This window comes from Methanolobus chelungpuianus, from assembly GCF_024500045.1.
Classification (GTDB): domain Archaea; phylum Halobacteriota; class Methanosarcinia; order Methanosarcinales; family Methanosarcinaceae; genus Methanolobus; species Methanolobus chelungpuianus.
This window is the reverse complement of the sequence record NZ_JTEO01000006.1, coordinates 155,869-175,853: the sequence shown is the minus strand read 5'-3', so window position 1 is coordinate 175,853 and position 19,985 is coordinate 155,869. Positions and strand designations below refer to the sequence as shown.

The window sequence follows — 19,985 nt, the reverse complement described above, 5'->3', positions numbered from 1 at the left end:
TTTTCAATCCTTCAGTACCATCATGGGATTACCAACACCTACGATGATGACCCTGGTCTCAAGTGGGGGATGAGGCCAGTTCTCAGGTGATATGGTCTTTCTGGAAACCGTTATCTGCGTATCCTGTTCAAGTATGCCGCATCTTTTTTCGTAATCCAGCACGAGATCCTTTCCAACCCTAGTGGCAAAATCCACGGCATCTGCGTACAAATGGAAACGCTCCCTTCCAAGCGGGGAAAACACCAGGAAGTCCTCATCCGGGTTCTGGATCGATGCAGGCATTACGTTTATCTCTATCCTCTTTACCCCTTTTCCTGCAAGGGCACCCACGGCGTTCCCAACTTCCGCGAAATCCGGGACGACAACATCAGCTTCGATCATCGACCTGAGCTCGTCGGCGTGTGCCTTTACAGGTCCCCCCAGCAGTACCACGGGTATCTCAAGTTTGAATTTTGCAGGGTAGGAGCGGTTCAGGAGATCTGCTATCATATCTCCGGGATGATGCGGAAGGATGAAAGACATAAGGCCGGTTGCCATCTTCTTGGCCACAAGTTCCCTTACGTGGGCACAGAACTCGTATTTCCCCTTCTGTACATACCTTGAGAGGAGAGCCGATCCCATCTCTGCAGCACTGACATCCCACTGCGTGTATATTCCCAGTACATGCAGGGCGTCGGTAGGTGTGAAACCGATACCCTGGATCAGCCGTTTCCTTGTAAGGGAGTCGAGTAGTCTGGTGGGAGGGTTCTTCTTGAGCAGTATGTTGAGCTCATTGACGGAGACCGGTTCCGGACCGATCCTGGAAAGCAGGTCCTTCTCCTCTTCATCAAGACCTGCGGCCTCGTAGCCTGTCCTGACAAAGAACTTAGTAGGCTGGTAATTCTCATCCATCAGGGTCCTCGGGAGAGTCCTGCTTCTCTTTAACTTGTCCGCAAGATCGGGGTACTGCACTGATGCCACACACAGAGGGATGACCCTTCTGGGTCCGATGTGAACAATGTCATCGGCCACCCATATATGGCTGTCCCCTCCTGTTGCCGAAGTTTCCATTCTCATTGCCCGGACCCTTGTCTTCCATCCTCCCACAACCGCTCCTGAAGTACTGATCTCGGGCACTCCATTCTGAAGCATGGACACGTCGGTACTCGTACCGCCAACGTCTATCACGGCACAGGTCTCTATCTTTGACAGATAGGATGCACCCAGCAGGCTGGCAGCAGGCCCTGAAAAGATAGTCTCGATGGGCTTTTCCAGCGCGTCTTCGATGTTGTAGACAGAGCCGTCACATTTGAGCATCAGCATCCTTGCATTGATGCCTCTTCTTTTTATGTCCTTCATGACGGAACTGACAAAATGATGGGTTATGGGGATCAGCTGTGCGTTCAGGACTGCTGTCACAGCCCTCTCGTAGGCTCCAAGCTCAAGGGAAAGCTCGTGTCCGCAGACCACAGGCATCCCGGTCATCTCCCTTACGATCTCCTTGACCTTCAGCTCATGCTCAGGGTTACGTGCGCCGAAATAGGCAGAAACGGCATATGCTGAAACAACATCCTTGCTCTTAAGGGCAAAATCCCGGACTGCATCCACATCAAGGGGAAATTCCTCATCTCCTCTGGTGTCGTGTCCGCCCGCTACCCATTTGACATGCTGTGTGGGAAATACCTTTTCAACAGTCTGTTCGCCTACAAGTATAAGCCCTACAGGTGCGCCTGTGCCCTCAAGCAGAGAGTTTGTGGATAGCGTCGTTGAGACAGAGACAAGGTTGACATCTTTCAGATACTGCGGGTCCAGGGAATCCAATACTTTCCTTATACCTTCCTGAAGGTCAGGATAAGTGGTAAATGACTTTTTCGAATCGACCACTGCCCCATCCGAGCCCCGGATTATAACGGCGTCTGTGTACGTTCCTCCGGCATCTATCCCTAATCCGTAATGCATGTTGTCACCTGTTCTTATTTCAAAATAATTTGTAATTCATTGGATATAAGAGTTATTAATAGTTTACCTGAACAGGAAGATTTGGAGTAACGCAGTTAACAGTAGATATCGCATGTCTTAAGGATAACAGATGCCTAGTTCATCTCAAAAGGATAGGTTTTTAACTCAAAATGCCATACGCATTACGTTATCCAATTCATTTGGTTATTCAGCTCTTTAGAACTCTTCTAGTATGTGAGGTCATCACCATGTCGGAAAAAAACCTGATAGGCAGTAAGATACGCCAGATTAGAGAGACGCAGGAAATGTCAGTGGCAGACCTGGCACAGGCCAGCAATACAAATGTGGAACTCATCGACCAGCTTGAAAAAGGAGCTCTTGTCCCATCGCTGACGCCTCTTCTGCAGATAGCGCGGGCTCTTGGTGTCCGTCTTGGCACTTTCCTGGACGACGCTCCGCAAAAAGGGCCGGTTGTTGTAAAGGCAGGCAGATCAACCAAGGTGGTGCGTTTCTCAGGCAACTGTGACAAGTGTGAGACCAGCACCCTTGACTTCTTCTCACTTGCCTCTGATAAGGCCGACCGTCACATGGAACCTTTCCTTATTGATGTTCACCCGCCGAAGTCAGGGGAAGTCAAACTGTCCTCCCATGAGGGTGAAGAGTTCATTTTCGTTACCAGGGGAGAGATAGAGATCCTGTACGGAAAAGATACATATACTCTTACTGCAGGCGACAGCATCTATTATGATTCCGTGGTCCCTCACCATGTACATGCCGTAGGTACCGATGCACAGATACTTGCGGTAGTATATGCACCGTTCTGAGCGGAAGATGACCATGTTCAAAACAACAGTCACTCCCAGGTTTGGTGATATAGACGGACTCAAGCACGCCAACAATATCTCCATCGCCATATGGTTCGAGCAGGCACGCAACCCGGTGTTCAGGCTCTTCACGCCTGACCTTGACCTGAGCTTTGAGAAGTGGAAGCTCATCCTGGCAAGGTCTGAATATGACTATGTAGGCGAGATAAATTATGGATTCGATGTGGACATCAATACCTATATCGCAAGGATAGGCAACTCTTCCTTCACCATCGGACACGAAGCATGGCAGAACGGAAAACTATGTGCCAGAGGACTTGTGGTCATAGTGCATTACGACTTCATCAACAAGAAGTCCGTGCCTATCCCGGAAACTATCAGGGGAGCGCTTGAAGAACACCTTATAGATGCGGAAAGCAGTGGAAAGAAGTAAGATCGGAAGGAGCCGGATATCATGGAGCTTATAACTGACACCCTCGGCGAGGTACTTGAGAAGAACGTCAGGGAAGATCCTGACAGGGAATTCATCATCTATCCTGACAGGGATCTCAGGTTCACTTACAGGCAGTTCAATGAACGTGTTGACATGCTGGCCAGAGGCCTGCTGGAGATTGGTATAGGCAAGGGCGACCACGTAGGTATATGGGCAAAGAATGTGCCAGACTGGCTGACTTTCATGTTCGCGACCTCAAAGATAGGTGCCGTCCTCGTTACAGTCAATACCGCATACAAGATACATGAAGTAGATTATGTCGTCGATCAGGCCGACCTGAAAGCCATCGCTATCATAGACGGTTTCAGGGATGTGAACTACATTGATATTATGTATGAACTGGTCCCGGAACTGAAGACGCAGAGCCGTGGCAGCCTGAAAAGCAAAAGATTCCCTCATTTGAAGAGCGTTATTTTCATAGGCCAGGAAAAACATCGCGGGATGTACAATACCCCCGAGCTCCTGTTGCTGGGGCAGCATAGCAGCGATGAGAAGCTCGAGAGCACCAAGGCGACGCTTAACTGCAATGACGTCATCAACATGCAGTACACATCAGGTACCACAGGCTTCCCCAAAGGTGTTATGCTGACACATAGCAATATCCTGAACAACGGGCTTTCCATCGGGAACAGGCAGAAATTTACCTGCAATGACCGCCTGTGCCTTCCTGTGCCCCTGTTCCACTGCTTCGGCATCGTGCTGGGTGTAATGGCTGTCCTCACCCACGGATCAACGCTTGTGATGCTGGAAATCTATGACCCTCTCATGGTGCTGGCGGCTGTCCAGAAAGAGAAGTGTACGGCTTTGTACGGAGTTCCGACAATGTTCATTGCCGAATATACCCACCCCATGTTCAAAATGTTCGATCTTTCTTCCCTGCGTACGGGCATAATGGCCGGTTCCACCTGTCCAATAGATTCCATGAAAAGGGTCATAAATGAGATGAACTGCAGGGAAATTACCATTGTCTATGGCCTGACGGAAGCATCTCCCGGAATTACCCAGACCACGACCGATGACCCGATAGAGCTGCGTGTGGAAACTGTCGGACGTGTATTCCCGGGCGTGGAAGCTGCAGTGCTGGACCCTGAGACCTATGAACCTCTTCCTCCGAACACAATAGGTGAGATATGCTGTCGTGGTTATAATGTCATGAAAGGCTATTACAAGATGCCTGAAGAGACAAAGAGGGCAATTGACTCAAACGGCTGGCTGCACAGCGGAGACCTGGGTACCTGTGACGAGAATGGCTACTATCGTATCACAGGACGCATAAAGGACATGATCATCAGGGGCGGTGAGAACGTTTACCCGAGGGAGATAGAGGAATTCCTTTTCACCATGCCGGGTGTGAAGAGCGCCCAGGTTGTCGGCATTCCGGATGAGAAGTACGGGGAGATAGTAGGGGCCTTCATTATTCCTGATGCCGGTGCCAACCTTACGGAAGAGGATGTAAGAGACCACGCTTTATCCAGGATAGCACGCTACAAGGTGCCCAAACATGTCTTCTTTGTAGACGAATACCCGCTGACGGCAAGCGGCAAGGTCCAGAAGTTCAAGCTCAAGGACCTGGCTGTTGAACTGCTCAAAAAGAAGAACTGAACTAATTAAAGTAAAGGTAGGATGATGTGCTGACCACATCATCCATTGTGTTTTATCTCTTTCTCAGTATATACGCAACAGCCAGCAGCATAGTAATGCCTGTCAGGGCTGTGAAGGCCGGTATTGCCGGGCTGTTCCCGTCTGTCGCCGATGTTACCGGGGAGTATTCCTGGTAGTCTTCATAGACCACTATTGAAGTGCCCATGAAAGCCGTGTCCTGGGAATAATAGTCCTGTAACCCTTCAATGAGGTCCTTCACTTCCGCATCTGTCATGTACTCCTCGCCGACAGCGATACCTATCAGGGCATTCTCTCCTGCACCCCGGATCTCTCCCATTTTTGCTGAAATGGAATCGACTATTGTTGCAGTACTGTTCATGTAATTACCCTGCTCATCGTATGTCAGGAGAATGAAGAACTCTACATTACCCGAGACTTCCTGCAGTTCTGACCTGTCGTAGGAAACAGGCACATCGACGGCAACAGGCATGCTACCGGAACTTGCACGCAGGCCTTCAAGCAAGGCAAGGTTATCTTCGCATGCTTCATCGGGATCTTCACTGCATGGGTTGAGTGCAATGTTTATTCCGTCAAAGCGTGCAAGGGACTTGCTGTTATAGTCGGCGATCTGCTGTGCGGTATTTATCATGTTCTCGGAGCTTCCTCCATCCCTGATGATCATCGCATAGACCTGGATGCCGTTCTCGTGAGCTGCCTTTACAAATCTCTCAAGGCTCCATATGTTCTCCGGAGTTGTCCTTACCAGGATCATATTAAAACCGCTGGCCTTAAGCTCTCCAAGAGCAGATGCATCGTATGTTGCGGTATCAAAGACGCGGACCGCATTGAAAATGCCTCCCGGGACAGTGACATTGATCTTCGCGGGCTCCGGGATATCAGTTGTATTTTCCTGTACAGAGGCTCCGGTAACTTTTCCGATCGTAACGGTAGGCTCGTCAGAAACAAACTTGCGAACGTAAGCATGTTCAAAGGCTGCATAGCCGGTATTATCCGAAACGTCAGGATAGCTTCTTACTAAAAGGTAAGCCTTTACATTTATAATATTCAGGTTGTTGGTTTTCTCGGTAGTGGTAAGGTCCATCTTGCTGTCCCTTACCCCATTCTTAAAGAATGCTACTTTCCCCAGTTCATCCTCGAGATACCAGGCGACACCGGTTGTATACCATGTGTCTTCAGCTACATTAAGGTCGGTCAGGTCCTTTGAGGTATCCCCCACGCTGGAAGTGCTGTTCTTCAAAACCCAGTTGACCTTTGTTTCTCTCTGGAGTTCGGTACTGACAAGCAGTTTGCTCCTGTCCTCATTGCGTGAGTCCACAAATCCCTGAACGATCACAGGACCACGGGGGTCCGTTCCTGTGGTAACTTTCTTTCTCTTCACAACGAATATCGAGTTAATCGGGAAATCCCTGGTGGTCTTGACACTGGAAATGTCTGCAGGATGATAGTTTGGAGCTATAAGCCTGGCAGCACCAGAAGTGACAGTAAGCTGACCGCCACCTGTGGTAAACTGTTCCCAGTTTCCAAAGGCAAGATTGTTGCCACTGAAGTCATCAAAGAAATCGAAAGTGGAAGCTCCTGAGCTTATGTCGGTTGCAAGCGGATTGCCATAGTGCATCGTGATCCTGGCAGTTCCACCTGAAGCTATTGAGGGTATCTTTACCCATATTGTTGCCCTTTCTGACTGAGTGCTCCATTCCTCCACCCAGTGCTGCAACTGCCTGTCGCCTGCAGTGAAACGTATGTCCTGTCCGGAGCCCTGGGCCAGGGAAAAGTCGAAATTGGAACTGTCTAGGACAACAGGGATCTGATAATTTCTAAGTTCCTGTCCAGAATTTTCTTTTATCCTAATCTCCATTGAGTGTTCCCATTCGCCACCGCCGGAATAGGTTAAGGCGGAACATGTCTGTACTCCAATAATGAACAACAGAACTATCAAGCTAACTTGCAATAACCGGATTTTCAAGCCATTCACCTTCATGACTATATCTTATCTATCAGTCTGGTCTATCAATCTAATCTAAGATGCTTAAAAAATATATTGAGCATTAATAAGTATAATAAGTACTTTTGTTCTTATGTACATTATCCTTTTGCCTGGTGACAGCTTATTCCGGATGAGCATGCCTCTCAATAAAATATGTTATGAGCTGCCCTGAGATGCTGCTTGTGCTCGGCACTGCGGGGATTTCGTGGTGCCTGAACCAGCGGGCATCCTCTATTTCCTTTGCATCCATGCGTATCTCACCACCTGCATATTTTGCAGTGAAACCGATCATAAGGGAATCAGGATAAGGCCAGGGCTGACTGCCGAAATATTCAAGGTCTCTTATGGATACGCCTACTTCCTCCATCACTTCCCTGACCACCGCCTCCTCAACGGATTCGCCTGGCTCTACAAAACCGGCTATAAGTCCATAGAGGCCGGAAGGGAAACCGGGAGATCTTGCCAGAAGTGCTTCGTTCTCCTTCTCTATCAGCACAATGACGGCAGGAGATATCTTTGGGAAAAAGAGCGTTCCGCACCCGGGGCATTCCTTGGCCCGTTCCTGCTGGCGACGGAACGTCCCTGAACCACAACGACCGCAGAAGGCAGTCCTCATGTCCCATTCAAGTAACTGGATAGCCCTGCCTGCAAGGGCTGCCAGCTGCTCACCCAGTACATCGTACAGCTTCCGGAGCTCCTCGAACCTGACAGATTCCTGATTCAGGGCCACGCCGTCCACCTCCATTACAAAACACGAAGTGTTGCCGTATTCTCCCATATACTGCTCTCTTAGGGCCCCGGCTCCAAGGGATTTGAACTCTTCCATGGTAGGCAGTCTGCAGCCGTCATTTTCGCAGATGAGCAGGATCCTTCTCTCCTTAAAGGCGAAACAATAGGCAGGTGTTATGTGCGTTTTCTCGGGAGGGTCCAGCAGGGGAAGGAAGTTAAGCTCAGGTAACTTGCAATATGGTCTCATGCGCAAAATGGATATGGGATATTTCCTTATTTAATTTGCCTGTTCTTCCGGCATAGCCGGTTCGGTTCAATTATACTCCTTACTTATAGATAAAGCCTTAAAAAGAGCGGTGCATATATAATTAAGGAGTCGTGCCAGCCTTGTGCAACATGTTCGTTTACAGGAATGAAGTGCGTCTTAAGAGGTATTATCCTTACTTATCCTTCCAGCGCTGCGCTTTATTGTCTCTGCTGCTCGTTGCGTCCCTCCTTCTGCTTGTATCGCAAGCTTCAGCAAGGGATTATAGTCTGGACCAGGCAACAGCCAATATAACAGTGGGGCATGATGGAATAACCCATGTCGAGGAGACCATCACCTACTCTTTTGACGGAACCTTCCGCGAGGTTTACAGGACAGTATACCCGCCGCCCGGAGGCTCCGTGGAGAACATGAGCGGTTACTGTACAGGAGGTCAGTGTGATTTCCGTGTCGTGCCTGTTTCCGGCGGCTACGAGCTTGTGGGTTCACTGCCCCAGCCCACGCCCGGGCAGATAAGCTTTGTCGTTTCCTACGATTATTACCGCGGGGTCAAGGTCTACAATGATGTCTCGGAACTGCATTACCAGCTCTGGGGTGATGAATGGGATAAGGACCTGAACGGTTTCACGGCAAGTATCACACTGCCGGCATCATACGGGGAGGAAAACATCCAATACTGGATCTGTCCCGACCAGTACACAACAGGGACCTATGCCGCAGCAGGTTCAGCAGGCAACATAACTACCATCATCGTCGAGGCCGATGAGATTCCCTCCGGCAGCTGGTATGAGATAAGGGTGGTATTTCCCAGGATAGACTCCCCTGACCCTGCTTTAGTATCCCTGCAGGATCAGGATGGCCTTGATGGGATACTTGCCGTTGAAAAGGCATACGAAAGAAAGGCCATGATCGCAGGACTTCTTTTCTATGTGGCAGCCCTCTTCCTATTACTCACCCTGCTGTTCCCCTTCTATGTGTACCATAAGTATGGAAGAGAGCCTGACATAGATTATTATGGCCTGTATGAGCGGGAACTTCCAACAGACTCGAAGCCTGCCGTGGTCAATGCCATAATGAGGGGCAGGATCGGTGTCCCGAATATTGAGGGTTTCACTGCTACTGTCATGGATCTTGTGGACAGGAAATATCTCCGCCTGAAGGACACGAAGTCCACAAAGAAGCACCTTGGATTGATATCGCGTGAGAAAGAGGACGTACTTATAGAGATCAATGAAGCTGCTGACAGGTTTCAGCTCCTGAACTACGAGAAGGATGTGTTCGATCTGCTGAGTTCACATGCATCGGAAGGCAGGATACTCTGGAGCGACCTGAAAAAGGAACTTGGAAAAGGTACCGGGTTCTATTATTTCCTGAACAAGTGGAACGGCAAGGTTACAAAACACGCAAGGACAGACAAGCTTTTCCTGTCAAATGGAAACTCCTACATGACCTATTTCAGTATTGGGGTCATCATACTGGCCTTTCTTGGCATCTGGCTGGCAGTTTCCCTGTTCCCTCCGGAGCAGTTCCCTGTAGTATCCAGTGCGATCCTGCTTGTCATTGCGGCTGCCGTTGTTGCGGTCATAATGATAGTTTTTGTCAACCTGAGCGAAAGGACCCTGGGACAGTGGACTCCCGAAGGCAGGCTTTTCCATAAGCGCTGGGATAATTTCAGGAAATACCTGACTGATTTCTCCGCACTCAGGGAACATCCTCCCGAATCCTTAAGGATCTGGGACCATTACATGGTCTATGCAGTTGCACTGGGTGTGGCGGAAAAAGCGCTTGATAACATGTCCCTTGTTGTCCCCACTGAGCAGCTTGCAGGCAGCCATTTCTATCCTGTGCATCACAACATGGTGATCATTTCAGGGTTCAGGAGTGCCTACCAGGCATCCTCCCCCGGCAGCTCTTCCAGTGGTGGAAGCGGGGTAGGCGGTGCAGGTGGTGGCTTCGGTGGTGGCGGAGGAGGAGCAAGATGATTATAACGGGTACATATCCTGGCAGAGTTGAAGAGGAGGCGTTCTGATGGTACTGGAAATACTTGTTGTAGTGGCAGTAGTGGCCATTGGTATAGTTCTTGTTGCAGTGTACAATAATCTTGTGAAATTGAGGAATCGTGTTGAGAATGCCTGGGCCCAGATAGAGGTGCAGTTAAAGAGGCGCAACGACCTTATCCCTAACCTGGTGGAGACTGTCAGGGGTTATGCACAGCATGAAAGGGCTGTATTCGAGAACGTCACAAAGGCCAGGGCTGCGGTGATGGAGGCAAAGGGTGCCAACGAAGCTGCGGATGCATCCAATATGCTCACATCAACGCTGAGGTCACTGTTCGCAGTAGCCGAAGCCTATCCCCAACTGCAGGCAAACCAGAATTTCATACAACTTCAGAAGGACCTTGCAGATACCGAGGACCGGATAACATATTCAAGGCAGTTCTATAACGATACGGTGATGAACTACAATACGACCATACAGTCAGTCCCCACCAATATCATCGCAGGTATCACGGGTTTCCATAAAAGGGAGCTCTTCCGGATACCGCCTGAGGAGTACAAGGTTCCGCCGGTCAGGTTCTGAAGACCGGTGATGCATCCTGGTGATATCTGACAGGAGCCTGTTCACTCATAAGGTGAGACTTCGTCCGGCAGTGGCGTCGTATGGAGCACGCACTCATTCCCGTGCCCGATAAGGTCCTCGATTGATTTTCTCAGGATAGAGGGATATATCAGTCCAACTTCCTCTTTTATTGGCTTGCCACTGCAGAAGAACTTGAAAGTGGGAACCCCTCTCACTCTATATCTCATGGCTGTCCTGGCTGACAGTATCCCGTTCATCATCACAAACGCAGCTGACTTCCTGAATTCACTGGCGTATTCCCTGAAATATGGCTCTATCTCCCTGCAATAATCGCACTCCGGCAGGTAGAACATTACTACCATGGGCTTTTCCTGGTTCCCGAGCATCTCATCCCAGTCCGCGTCGGTTGCCTCAATAACCGCGTCATCAATAACCATTTCTACCGCTCCCAATTTAAATTGGGCGCTGCATGTATAAATAGTTCTCCAAAAAAGGAAAAAAGAGGTCAGGCAGTATCTCAGCCTGATATGTTCTCACAGGTTTTCTTTTGCCCAGCCGGCAGCAGCCTCGAGCACTTTATGGTTCAGGGAGATGAGCTTTGGCTTGTCCGAAAATGTCTCGGCTATTGCTGCCCTGAAGTTCTCCTCCGAGAGACCGGTCGCTCCGAGGGAGAGCATCACGCCCAGCATCACGGTGTTTGCGGCTTTTTCGGAGCCTGCCTCGCCTGCGATCTTCACTGCAGGCACAGCTATGCCTCTTACTCCTGCGGGAATGTCACATTCACCTATGGTCGAATCATACAGTATGATACCTCCCTGTTTGACATCCCCTGCGAACTTTTCCAGCGAGGGGCGGTTCATCGCCACAAGCACATCGGGAACATAGACGACTGGTGAGCCTATGGATTCACCTGAAACGACAATAGAGCAGTTGGAAGTGCCTCCTCTCTGCTCGGGGCCGTAGGAAGGATACCATGAGACAAAGCGCTGTGCATTACAGCCTGCATGCGCAAGGGTAAGTCCCATGCTCAACACACCCTGTCCTCCGAAACCTGCGGCCTTCACATGAACCTCCCTGAAAGTGGGGTCATGCACGGCATCCGGCGATGATTCGGTCTCAAGGTTGAAGAGCCGGTCAATAGCCTCTTTGCTGAAGTCGCTCTCTCCCCTGAGAAGTGGTTGTGTTGCGTCTGAGAGGTCCCTGAAGTTGCCCAGTGGGAATTCCTTTTCCATCTCCTCATTGACAAAGCGGGTGCTCTGCTCGGAATCCTGTCTGAGGTTGGTTGGGCATGTGGACAGTATCTCCACGAAAGCATAGCCCTTGCCGTCACGCTGGATCTCGAGGGCTTTCCTGACAGCCTTGCGTGCTTTCCTTATGTGGGATATATCCGAGATAGAGACCCTTTCGATGAATACCGGAGCCTTAAGGTTACTGAGGATCTCGCACATGTGCAGAGGATATCCTGCGAACCTGGGATCCCTTCCTTCAGGGCAGGTGATGGTCTTTTCACCTATAAGGGTGGTTGGAGCCATCTGGCCGCCTGTCATCCCGTAAACGGTGTTGTTCACGAAGAAAATAGCCATCTTCTCGCCCCTGTTGGCAGCCTGCATGGTCTCGTTAAGGCCGATGGAAGCAAGGTCGCCGTCTCCCTGGTAAGCGATGACAACAGCATTATCCTCAGCCCTGGAGACACCTGTGCCCACAGCGGGTGCCCTGCCGTGTGCCACCTGGAGATTGCCGCAGTCAAAGTAGTAATATGCGAAAACAGCGCATCCCACGGGACTTATCATGACGGTACGGTCCTGTATACCAAGGTCAGAGAGTGCCTCTCCTATGAGCTTATGGATGATCCCATGTCCGCAGCCCGGACAGTAGTGAGTTGCCGTGGGAGCGGCCCCGCCCTTACGCGGGAATTCTGCATAGAGACCCCCGGGCCTTCCAATGATCTTCCCGGTACAGCCTTCAATTGCTGAAGCCATAATTACACCTCCCTTGAGGATATTTCCCTTATCCTCTCCATTACCTGGTCAAGGGTAACAAGGTTCCCTCCCATACGGTTCACAAGCTCGACGGGCCTTGTGCATCCGATGGCAAGCCTGACATCTTCCTGCATCTGGCCATTGCTCATCTCCACGGACACGAACGTGCATCCCCTTGAATCCGCTATGGCCCTGAGCTCTTTCTCCGGGAAGGGGAAGAGTGTCCTTGGCCTGAAGAGACCGGCCCTGATGCCTTCCTTTCTTGCCTGGTCCACAGCAGACCTGCATATGCGGCTGCTGATGCCATATGATACCAGGATTATGGACGCATCCGAGGTCATGTATTCTTCATAATCAACCTCATTCTCCCTGATAACCGCATATTTTTCCTGGAGCTTGTAATTGAATTCCTCAAGCAGGTCAAAGTCCAGGAAGATGGAGGTCACAAGGTTCTTTCTTGTGGCTGCGGTGCCGTTGACAGCCCAGGTTGTATCGATCTGCGGTTCAATGGCTTTCTCGGGGAACTGGATGGATTCCACCATCTGCCCCAGCACACCGTCCGCAAGGATGCATACCGGGTTCCTGTACCTGAATGCCAGGTCGAACCCCTTGATGACCAGGTCGCACATCTCCTGTACGGAGTTGGGGGCCAGCACTATGTTCCTGTAGTTGCCATGGCCGCCGCCCTTGACTACCTGACTGTAGTCGCTCTGCTCGGGGCCTATATTACCAAGTCCCGGGCCTGCTCTCATGATGTCAATTATGACACAGGGCAGTTCGGAGCCGGCAAGGTAGGAGATGCCTTCCTGCTTCAGGCTAAGTCCCGGACCGGAGGATGCTGTCATTACCCTGTGACCGGCTGATGCCGCACCGTAGACCATATTGATGGCAGCCTCCTCGGATTCTGCCTGTACGAACTTCCTTCCCACCTGTGGGAAATACTTCGAAGCTTCCTGCAGGATCTCGCTTGCAGGTGTTATGGGATAACCGAAATAGCAGTCACAGCCTGCATAGAGTGCACCGATGACAGCTGCTGTGTTGCCTTTGACCAATTGTGTTGCCATTTTAATTACCTCTGTTCATTCACTGACCTTTAGAGGAATGTGGATCTCTATCGCCAGTGGTTCGGGGCATGTGTAGTAGCAGTTCGCACAGCCTGTGCATCCCTGGCCTGCATACTCTATGTAATGATAGCCTCTTTCATTGAGCCCCTCGCTCATCCGCAGGACACCTTTGGGACATGCCACAACGCAGCGCCCGCAGGCCTTGCACTCCAGTATATTGACCACCGGATAGGCTTCCTTTTTTGATGTATTATCTGACATGATTATATTACCTCATATGGATGTGAAAATGCTATTCACCCGGACCGGAAGTACATAAACCTTATGCATGGAGGATCCCTGTCCGTTTTGTCCGGATGAGGCAGCGGAAATATGTATAGGTGCCTGTTATGCATTCCCTTTGTCATGGTCGCGTATTTCCACGCGCCTTATCTTACCGCTTATGGTCTTTGGCAGCTCTTTCACGAACTCGATCACGCGGGGATACTTATAGGGTGCAGTAACTCTCTTCACATGGTCCTGCAGTTCTTTCTTCAGCTCCTCGCTTGCGGTATAGTCCCTTGTGAGCACAATGGTTGCCTTGATTACCTGGCCCCTTATCGGATCGGGGACACCCGTGATGGCACATTCCAGTACTGCAGGGTGCTCTATCAGGGCACTCTCAACTTCGAATGGTCCTACCCTGTAACCTGAGGTCTTGATGATATCGTCAGCCCTTCCGACGAACCAGAAATATCCGTCCTCGTCCTTCCACGCCATATCGCCTGTATGGTAATAGCCATCATGCCAGACATCCCTGGTCCTCTCGGGATCGGCGCCATATCCCGTGAATATTCCTGGCGGCTTCCCGAAGCTTGTATCAATGACGATCTCTCCTTCCTCGCCAGCCTCACAGGGTTTCCCTTCGGCATTGAGCAGCTCGATGGAATATTCCGGGGAAGGCTTGCCCATGGAACCTGGTTTAGGCTCGATCCAGGGATATGTTGCAAGGGTGACTATGGTCTCCGTCTGCCCGAAACCTTCCATGAGCCTGAGCCCAGTGATCTCGAGGAACTTCTGGTAAACCTCGGGGTTTAGAGGCTCTCCTGCGGTCACACAGTAATCAAGACAGCTGAGGTCGTACTTGCTCAGGTCCTCTCTGATGAGGAAACGATAAATGGTGGGTGGCGCGCAGAAGGTCGTCACTCCGTATTTCACGGTGTTCTCCAGCATCCTCTCGGCGGTGAACCTGTCATAGTCGTACACGAAGACAGCACTTCCAGCTATCCACTGGCCGTATATCTTGCCCCACACGCATTTAGCCCAGCCGGAATCTGCCACCGTGTAGTGCAGTCCTCCGTCCGTTACGTTCTGCCAATACCTGGCGGTTATGATGTGTGCCAGAGGATATGTGAAGTTATGCTGCACCATCTTGGGGAAGCCGGTTGTGCCCGATGAGAAATAGTTCAGCAGTATGTCATCGTTGCTGGTGGCTTCCTCGCCCGTGGGACGTGCAAAGTCTGCGGAAGCCGCTTCAAGTTCCTTTTCAAAGGATACCCAGCCATCCCTCGTAAGGCCGATTGCTATCCTGGTACTGAGGGTATCGCCGACCTCCTTACAGGCATCGTCAACGCAATCCAGTATCCCGGTGTCAGGGGCGGCGACAACCATCCTGATATTCGCGCGTTCTGTCCTGTAGACAATGTCCTTCTTAGTCAGCATGTGGGTTGCAGGGACTGCAATGGCCCCGATCCTGTGCAGCGCCAGCAGGAAGAACCAGAACTCATACCTGCTCTTGAGCATGAGCATCACACTGTCGCCTTTGCGGATGCCATACCTTTTGAGGACATTGGCTGTCCTGTTGCTGTAGCGGGCAAGGTCCCCGAAAGAGAATATCTTTTCATCACCGTTGTCATCGCACCAGATAAGAGCCCTCTTGTCAGGCTGCTCCCTTGCGTAGACATCAACGACGTCGTATGCAAAGTTGAAGTTATCAGGGATGACTATCCTGAAATTCTCCTTGAAATCCTCATACGAACCGAACTCGCTGCGCGAGACGTACTTTTCCAGTAGTGAAGACATGATACCTCCGTTTTATAGAATGACTGCAAGGAACTTTGCGGGCTTTCCCCCCACAGCCTGCATCCCGTGTGCATAATCCGAATCAAAGAATATGGAATCTCCCTCTTCAAGGATTATCTCATTGTTGTGGATAATTACCTTAAGGGTCCCTTCAAGCACAAAATCGAACTCCTGTCCCGGGTGGGAGTTCATTGAAGGTCTTGTATCTTCCGGTTTTGGGTCGACCTTGACAACAAGCGGTTCTGCCTTCTTGTGCACAAAATTCGAGGCAAGGCTCTGATACTTGTAATCCTTGCGCCTCTGGATGCTGACGCCTTTATCTTTCCGGGTGACCGTGAATACATGCATCTTGGGGTCTTCCCCGGTAAGCAGTACGGTCATATCCACGTTAAGATGCTGTGCGATCTCGAAAAGGATGCTTGCCGGAAAATCCTCCTCGGCATTTTCGTACTTTCTGTAGATCGCAGCAGATATACCAAGACGTGCAGCCATCTCATCTGCCGAGATGCCGCAAATCTCACGGAGCTCCCTGACACGGGATGCAATTTCCTTAATTTTTTCCTGCATATTACATCACTTCGAGAATTTGAGAAATGAGAGCCTGCCGCATCAGCAGATGGGTATTTTCTTCAGCCTGCTGTGCAGTTGACGGCGGGACTTAAAGCAAGTCCTGCAGATGCGCTATCCTTTGATAACGGTTTCCTTAAGATTTCCTATTATTTGAATATATTCATCTGTTAGCGGAAGTGATGCAGTGATTGTTCCCTGCTTTACGGGTTTGTTTATACATAAAAATATATATACATATAGAAGAATTCCGATATGCTGAACATCCGTAAGTAATCATCACTGCTTTATATATTGATTAACTATCCGTATTCACTACAATAATCAAAAGACCAGTATGCAAAAGATCCGTATGCATTCCGTTATCGAGCGCCTGGAAAAAATGGAACATGAATACCGGCGGCAGATACTTCACGCCGCGTTCGGTATGCTTGTATTTGCCTTTCCCTTCCTTGATGTGTCAACGCTCTTACTCCTGAGTTTCCTGATAATCATTGTCCTGGCATACTTTCCTGAGTACCCTGTTATTGCAAAGTTCCTTTACCGTAAGCCTGAGCCCGGGTCCAGGGAAGAGCTTACAGATATGAACGATGGCGTGAGAAGCGCAAGGAACCTGGCAGTCTCAGTGTTTACCATGCTCCTGATAAGCCAGATGCTGCAGTTCACTCCGCTTGATTTCCCTCTCTATGTCATAGGCGGTGCAATTGCCATCTCGACCTTCGGAAGCAGTGCAGCCACATTCATCCGCCACCGGACCCGGATTCATCTTAACGGTGCCGCACGGCGGATTAATGGCGGCGGAGACCAGCATCTTCTCCCATCCAGCATAGTGATGCTCGGGATTGGCATCGTATCAGCTTTTGTGGCAGGTTTCTGGATCGCAGGATGGGGAACCTTGGGCGTCAGCAGGGAAATGGTGAATATGATATTCTTCCTGGCTGTGATAGGTTCCATTACAGGTGCCCTTTTTGAATCCATACCCTCGAAGGTGGATGATAATATCTCTGTCCCCCTGGGTGCCGGTATGGCCATGTGGCTGTTCCATGCTTTCGGCTATTCGGTCCCGCCCTCGGAAATGTTCATGGCGCTCATGTTCTCTCTTGTGCTTGGATATCTCGCCTACAGGGCAAGGATAGCAGACCTTTCGGCGCTCTTCAGCGCTTCTTTGCTTGGTGTTCTTATCATTGTATTCAGCGATATATTCTGGTTCATCCTCCTCCTTACCTTTTTTATCCTGGGCGGTGCTTTTACCAAGTACAAGTACACGTACAAAGAATCCATAGGCATTGCCCAGTCTAAGGACGGGGTGCGCAGCTATGAGAATGTGTTCAGTAACAGTATGGCAGCCCTTGTGCTGGCGATACTCTATGGCATCTATCCACAGTATTCGGAGCTCATCATCTTCGCATACCTGGGGACGGTTGCAACTGCAACCGGTGATACCCTTGCCAGCGAGATCGGCACGACCGCACGCTCCCAGCCTATAATGATCACTACTCTCAAGCCTGTCAGGGCAGGAGTGGACGGAGCCGTTTCAGTACTTGGCGAAGTGGCAGCCCTCCTGGGGGCAATGGTTATCGGTGTCCTGCCTGTGCTCTTTGGCAGGGTGGACGGCGCCCTCACGGTGATATTCATCACAACTGCAGGCGGTTTCCTGGGAACCAATGTCGACAGCCTGCTGGGTGCGACCCTCCAGCACAGGGGTATGCTCTCCAATAGTGGTGTCAATCTGGTTGCAACCTTTGCCGGTGCATTCATCTCGGGCATTCTTTACCTGCTGCTGGTCTGAGAAGTGTAAGCTAAGGGCCGGTGCTGGGGCAACCGACCCTCGCTTCAGAAAAGTTATAACGTATAGCAACAATCATCCTGTATGAAAAAGAAGGTCGAGGTCAGAGGCATTGCCCGCGATACCCTTGATTTCATACTTGAGGCAAGCAAGTCAAGCTATCCCGAAGAGTTTGCGGGGCTGCTGGAGGCAAAGGATGGTATCATCACTGATGTGCTTCTTCTCCCGGGAACGGAGTCCAGTGAAAGCAGCGCTGTCCTGAAGCTCTTCATGATGCCAAACATCTCGGCAGTAGGCTCCGTACACAGTCACCCCAGTTCTGTGGTGAGACCTTCACAGGCCGATTTGCACATGTTCAGCAAGACAGGCACGCATCACATCATCGTAGGACACCCGTATGGCAGGAACAACTGGAAATGCTATGACGGCAGCGGGCAGCCTATAAGTCTTGAGGTGCTGGATATTGAGCTTGAGGATGAGTTCGGAGAGGATCTATTGTAGGTCGGGCCAGTGTGATGCCTCCTAACTGATCTTTCTGGCACAAGCAGTCAATAATTATCTTGTCCTATGTTAATGAATACTTGAAAAGAAGTATATCCCATCAGTGCAGATTTAAATATGGTTTGTTTAAGGGGGCAAGTTATGGGGGACATGGCAGGCAAGATAAAGGATATTGTAACCGGTACGATAGATAGATGGAATGCAGATGACGGTATCACAGATAGTGCTGCACTCTCTTTCATAGTGTTGATGAGCCTGCCGGCGTTGCTATTGTTCCTGCTGTCAGTGAGCAGTTTCTTTTTAAGAGGGCAGGCTGTCCAGCAATCCATCAGGGACTATGTATCATCTGTCTCTACCGAAGCAACTCAAAGCGCACTGGACACTCTTTTTCAACAGATACCGGATACCAGTACTATTACTGCTGGACTGCTGGTGAGTTTTGCATTATTCCTCTGGACCTCAGGCAATCTCTTCCTGCAGCTTGAGAAGACCATCAACCGTATGTGGAAGATTTCTTACGAAAGCGGCAGCTGGTTTGAGGAACTGGTCGAAAAAAGGATATCCTCTTTTTTGGCCGTGTTCATATTTGTAGTGCTGGTCGCGTTAACGACAGTCTTTGAGATTGTCTTCTTCAGTGTATCGCAACAACTGGATACAGTGCTCCCGATACCTTCCTGGGCCATACAGTATACAAGTACTGCGGCCAGTTTCCTGATCCTTGTACTGCTTTTTATCTACATTTACAGAGTGCTTCCGGATACCAAGATGGATTACAAATATGTCGTGGTAGGATCCGTTCTCACAGTAACTCTCATATCATTAGGGAAATATATCTTCAGCCTGTATCTGAGATACACGGACCCAACAGGCATGTATGGCAGCATAGGTTCCGTACTTGCTATCTTTCTATGGATTTATCTCTCTGCCATCATTGTGACAGTGATGGTGGAATTCACAAAAGTGTATGAGGAATACGAAACCGGTCAAAGGAGAGAGCAGATAAGAAGATTTGCCAACGATTAAATTTAAGGCGTGGCAGTCCGTAATATAAAGTAGGGCCAACAGGCCGGGGTGTTTAAATGACAGAAGAAATCAAACAGAAGATCGCTGATTATCTTTCCAGCCACCAGTGGCTGAACCTGGGGACAGCTGACAGGAAAGGAAGACCGATGGTACATACCATGGCCTTTGCTTCTGACGGTGCGACAGTCTATTTTGTGACTGATAAGAACACTCATAAAGTGGCGGACATGATGGATAATCCCAAAGTGGCCTATACTGTGGATGAGGACAATGTGCAGGTATCACGGATAACAGGGGTCCAGATGCAGGGCAAGGCATCCCTTGTCACGGACAGGGAGGAGACCAGCAGGGCTTTCAGGATGATGGCCGAGAAGTATCCTTTCATGGCTGATATGCCTTCCAACCCGGATAATGTCTTTTTCAAGGTTCAGCCCGAGGAAGCATATTACCTGGACTATTCCAGGGGCTTCAATCACAGGGATTTCGTGACCTACTAATTGTTTGCAGATCTGTATCCACTCGTTCAGGCGAATGGATATTTTTTATTTAAGCATTTACCATTTTTCAT

At 50.1% G+C, this 19,985-nt stretch carries 17 protein-coding genes and 1 pseudogene; 9 read left to right on the top strand and 9 right to left on the bottom strand.

Annotated elements, in window-relative coordinates; all coding sequences use genetic code 11:
- Window positions 1–3 precede the first annotated feature (3 nt).
- Window positions 4–1,938: a hydantoinase/oxoprolinase family protein gene (locus tag PV02_RS11125; protein WP_256623490.1), complete on the bottom strand. Its 1,935-nt coding sequence runs from the start codon at window positions 1,936–1,938 to the stop codon at window positions 4–6.
- 248 nt (window positions 1,939–2,186) lie between these two features.
- On the opposite strand from PV02_RS11125, the gene PV02_RS11120 reads away from it, so the two are divergent.
- The 3 genes from PV02_RS11120 to PV02_RS11110 are packed head-to-tail and all read left to right on the top strand — an operon-like array spanning window position 2,187 to window position 4,857.
- Window positions 2,187–2,762, top strand: a complete 576-nt coding sequence (locus PV02_RS11120; protein ID WP_256623489.1) for a helix-turn-helix domain-containing protein — start codon at window positions 2,187–2,189, stop codon at window positions 2,760–2,762.
- 13 nt (window positions 2,763–2,775) lie between these two features.
- Window positions 2,776–3,195 (top strand): acyl-CoA thioesterase, encoded by a 420-nt coding sequence (locus tag PV02_RS11115; RefSeq protein WP_256623488.1) that lies wholly within the window; start codon window positions 2,776–2,778, stop codon window positions 3,193–3,195.
- Between the two features lie 21 nt (window positions 3,196–3,216).
- On the top strand, window positions 3,217–4,857 hold the full coding sequence (locus tag PV02_RS11110) for an AMP-binding protein (protein WP_256623487.1): 1,641 nt from the start codon (window positions 3,217–3,219) through the stop codon (window positions 4,855–4,857).
- Between the two features lie 1,543 nt (window positions 4,858–6,400).
- On the opposite strand, the pseudogene PV02_RS13360 reads toward PV02_RS11110, so the two are convergent.
- Window positions 6,401–6,733 (bottom strand): annotated as a pseudogene (locus tag PV02_RS13360) (DUF2341 domain-containing protein); the annotation flags it as partial.
- Between the two features lie 250 nt (window positions 6,734–6,983).
- Window positions 6,984–7,838 (bottom strand): NAD(+) diphosphatase, encoded by an 855-nt coding sequence (nudC, locus tag PV02_RS11100; protein ID WP_256623485.1) that lies wholly within the window; start codon window positions 7,836–7,838, stop codon window positions 6,984–6,986.
- A 149-nt stretch (window positions 7,839–7,987) separates the two neighbouring features.
- On the opposite strand from nudC, the gene PV02_RS11095 reads away from it, so the two are divergent.
- Together PV02_RS11095 and PV02_RS11090 are read left to right on the top strand one after the other, a co-directional pair.
- The gene (locus PV02_RS11095; RefSeq protein ID WP_256623484.1) at window positions 7,988–9,838 is read left to right on the top strand and encodes a DUF2207 domain-containing protein; all 1,851 of its coding nucleotides are present in this window, start codon (window positions 7,988–7,990) and stop codon (window positions 9,836–9,838) included.
- 46 nt (window positions 9,839–9,884) lie between these two features.
- Window positions 9,885–10,436 (top strand): LemA family protein, encoded by a 552-nt coding sequence (locus tag PV02_RS11090; protein ID WP_256623483.1) that lies wholly within the window; start codon window positions 9,885–9,887, stop codon window positions 10,434–10,436.
- 41 nt (window positions 10,437–10,477) lie between these two features.
- On the opposite strand, the gene PV02_RS11085 is transcribed toward PV02_RS11090, so the two are convergent.
- The 6 genes from PV02_RS11085 to PV02_RS11060 all read right to left on the bottom strand — a co-directional run bounded on the left by PV02_RS11085 (window position 10,478) and on the right by PV02_RS11060 (window position 16,107).
- Window positions 10,478–10,873 (bottom strand): thioredoxin family protein, encoded by a 396-nt coding sequence (locus tag PV02_RS11085; RefSeq protein ID WP_256623482.1) that lies wholly within the window; start codon window positions 10,871–10,873, stop codon window positions 10,478–10,480.
- A 96-nt stretch (window positions 10,874–10,969) separates the two neighbouring features.
- A complete protein-coding gene (locus tag PV02_RS11080) occupies window positions 10,970–12,415 on the bottom strand; it encodes a 2-oxoacid:acceptor oxidoreductase family protein (protein WP_256623481.1) in 1,446 nt (481 codons plus the stop codon).
- Between the two features lie 2 nt (window positions 12,416–12,417).
- On the bottom strand, window positions 12,418–13,479 hold the full coding sequence (locus PV02_RS11075) for a 3-methyl-2-oxobutanoate dehydrogenase subunit VorB (protein WP_256623480.1): 1,062 nt from the start codon (window positions 13,477–13,479) through the stop codon (window positions 12,418–12,420).
- Between the two features lie 15 nt (window positions 13,480–13,494).
- Window positions 13,495–13,740 (bottom strand): 4Fe-4S dicluster domain-containing protein, encoded by a 246-nt coding sequence (locus PV02_RS11070; protein ID WP_256623479.1) that lies wholly within the window; start codon window positions 13,738–13,740, stop codon window positions 13,495–13,497.
- Window positions 13,741–13,866: 126 nt separating this feature from the next.
- A complete protein-coding gene (locus PV02_RS11065; protein ID WP_256623478.1) occupies window positions 13,867–15,540 on the bottom strand; it encodes an AMP-binding protein in 1,674 nt (557 codons plus the stop codon).
- A 12-nt stretch (window positions 15,541–15,552) separates the two neighbouring features.
- Window positions 15,553–16,107 carry a helix-turn-helix domain-containing protein gene (locus PV02_RS11060; RefSeq protein ID WP_256623477.1) on the bottom strand — a complete coding sequence of 185 codons (555 nt, stop codon included), beginning with the start codon at window positions 16,105–16,107 and terminating at the stop codon, window positions 15,553–15,555.
- Window positions 16,108–16,444: 337 nt separating this feature from the next.
- Between PV02_RS11060 and PV02_RS11055 the strand changes: the two genes are divergently transcribed.
- The 4 genes from PV02_RS11055 to PV02_RS11040 all read left to right on the top strand — a co-directional run bounded on the left by PV02_RS11055 (window position 16,445) and on the right by PV02_RS11040 (window position 19,914).
- Entirely contained in the window at window positions 16,445–17,896 is a 1,452-nt protein-coding gene (locus PV02_RS11055; RefSeq protein WP_256623476.1) for a TIGR00297 family protein, read from the top strand.
- An 81-nt stretch (window positions 17,897–17,977) separates the two neighbouring features.
- Entirely contained in the window at window positions 17,978–18,394 is a 417-nt protein-coding gene (locus PV02_RS11050) for a Mov34/MPN/PAD-1 family protein (RefSeq protein WP_256623475.1), read from the top strand.
- 141 nt (window positions 18,395–18,535) lie between these two features.
- Window positions 18,536–19,417: a YihY/virulence factor BrkB family protein gene (locus tag PV02_RS11045; RefSeq protein WP_256623474.1), complete on the top strand. Its 882-nt coding sequence runs from the start codon at window positions 18,536–18,538 to the stop codon at window positions 19,415–19,417.
- Window positions 19,418–19,473: 56 nt separating this feature from the next.
- Window positions 19,474–19,914 carry a pyridoxamine 5'-phosphate oxidase family protein gene (locus PV02_RS11040; protein ID WP_256623473.1) on the top strand — a complete coding sequence of 147 codons (441 nt, stop codon included), beginning with the start codon at window positions 19,474–19,476 and terminating at the stop codon, window positions 19,912–19,914.
- Window positions 19,915–19,985 lie beyond the last annotated feature (71 nt).

What these genes read in the sequence shown, in the direction of transcription:
- PV02_RS11115 (WP_256623488.1), top strand. Translation starts at nt 2,776, where the DNA reads ATGTTCAAAACAACAGTCACTCCCAGGTTTGGTGATATAGACGGACTC.
- PV02_RS11120 (WP_256623489.1), top strand. Translation starts at nt 2,187, where the DNA reads ATGTCGGAAAAAAACCTGATAGGCAGTAAGATACGCCAGATTAGAGAG.
- PV02_RS11090 (WP_256623483.1), top strand. Translation starts at nt 9,885, where the DNA reads ATGGTACTGGAAATACTTGTTGTAGTGGCAGTAGTGGCCATTGGTATA.
- PV02_RS11075 (WP_256623480.1), bottom strand. Translation starts at nt 13,479, where the DNA reads ATGGCAACACAATTGGTCAAAGGCAACACAGCAGCTGTCATCGGTGCA.
- nudC (WP_256623485.1), bottom strand. Translation starts at nt 7,838, where the DNA reads ATGAGACCATATTGCAAGTTACCTGAGCTTAACTTCCTTCCCCTGCTG.
- PV02_RS11070 (WP_256623479.1), bottom strand. Translation starts at nt 13,740, where the DNA reads ATGTCAGATAATACATCAAAAAAGGAAGCCTATCCGGTGGTCAATATA.
- PV02_RS11045 (WP_256623474.1), top strand. Translation starts at nt 18,536, where the DNA reads ATGGGGGACATGGCAGGCAAGATAAAGGATATTGTAACCGGTACGATA.
- PV02_RS11085 (WP_256623482.1), bottom strand. Translation starts at nt 10,873, where the DNA reads ATGGTTATTGATGACGCGGTTATTGAGGCAACCGACGCGGACTGGGAT.
- PV02_RS11040 (WP_256623473.1), top strand. Translation starts at nt 19,474, where the DNA reads ATGACAGAAGAAATCAAACAGAAGATCGCTGATTATCTTTCCAGCCAC.
- PV02_RS11055 (WP_256623476.1), top strand. Translation starts at nt 16,445, where the DNA reads ATGCAAAAGATCCGTATGCATTCCGTTATCGAGCGCCTGGAAAAAATG.
- PV02_RS11060 (WP_256623477.1), bottom strand. Translation starts at nt 16,107, where the DNA reads ATGCAGGAAAAAATTAAGGAAATTGCATCCCGTGTCAGGGAGCTCCGT.
- PV02_RS11125 (WP_256623490.1), bottom strand. Translation starts at nt 1,938, where the DNA reads ATGCATTACGGATTAGGGATAGATGCCGGAGGAACGTACACAGACGCC.
- PV02_RS11065 (WP_256623478.1), bottom strand. Translation starts at nt 15,540, where the DNA reads ATGTCTTCACTACTGGAAAAGTACGTCTCGCGCAGCGAGTTCGGTTCG.
- PV02_RS11095 (WP_256623484.1), top strand. Translation starts at nt 7,988, where the DNA reads ATGTTCGTTTACAGGAATGAAGTGCGTCTTAAGAGGTATTATCCTTAC.
- PV02_RS11080 (WP_256623481.1), bottom strand. Translation starts at nt 12,415, where the DNA reads ATGGCTTCAGCAATTGAAGGCTGTACCGGGAAGATCATTGGAAGGCCC.
- PV02_RS11110 (WP_256623487.1), top strand. Translation starts at nt 3,217, where the DNA reads ATGGAGCTTATAACTGACACCCTCGGCGAGGTACTTGAGAAGAACGTC.
- PV02_RS11050 (WP_256623475.1), top strand. Translation starts at nt 17,978, where the DNA reads ATGAAAAAGAAGGTCGAGGTCAGAGGCATTGCCCGCGATACCCTTGAT.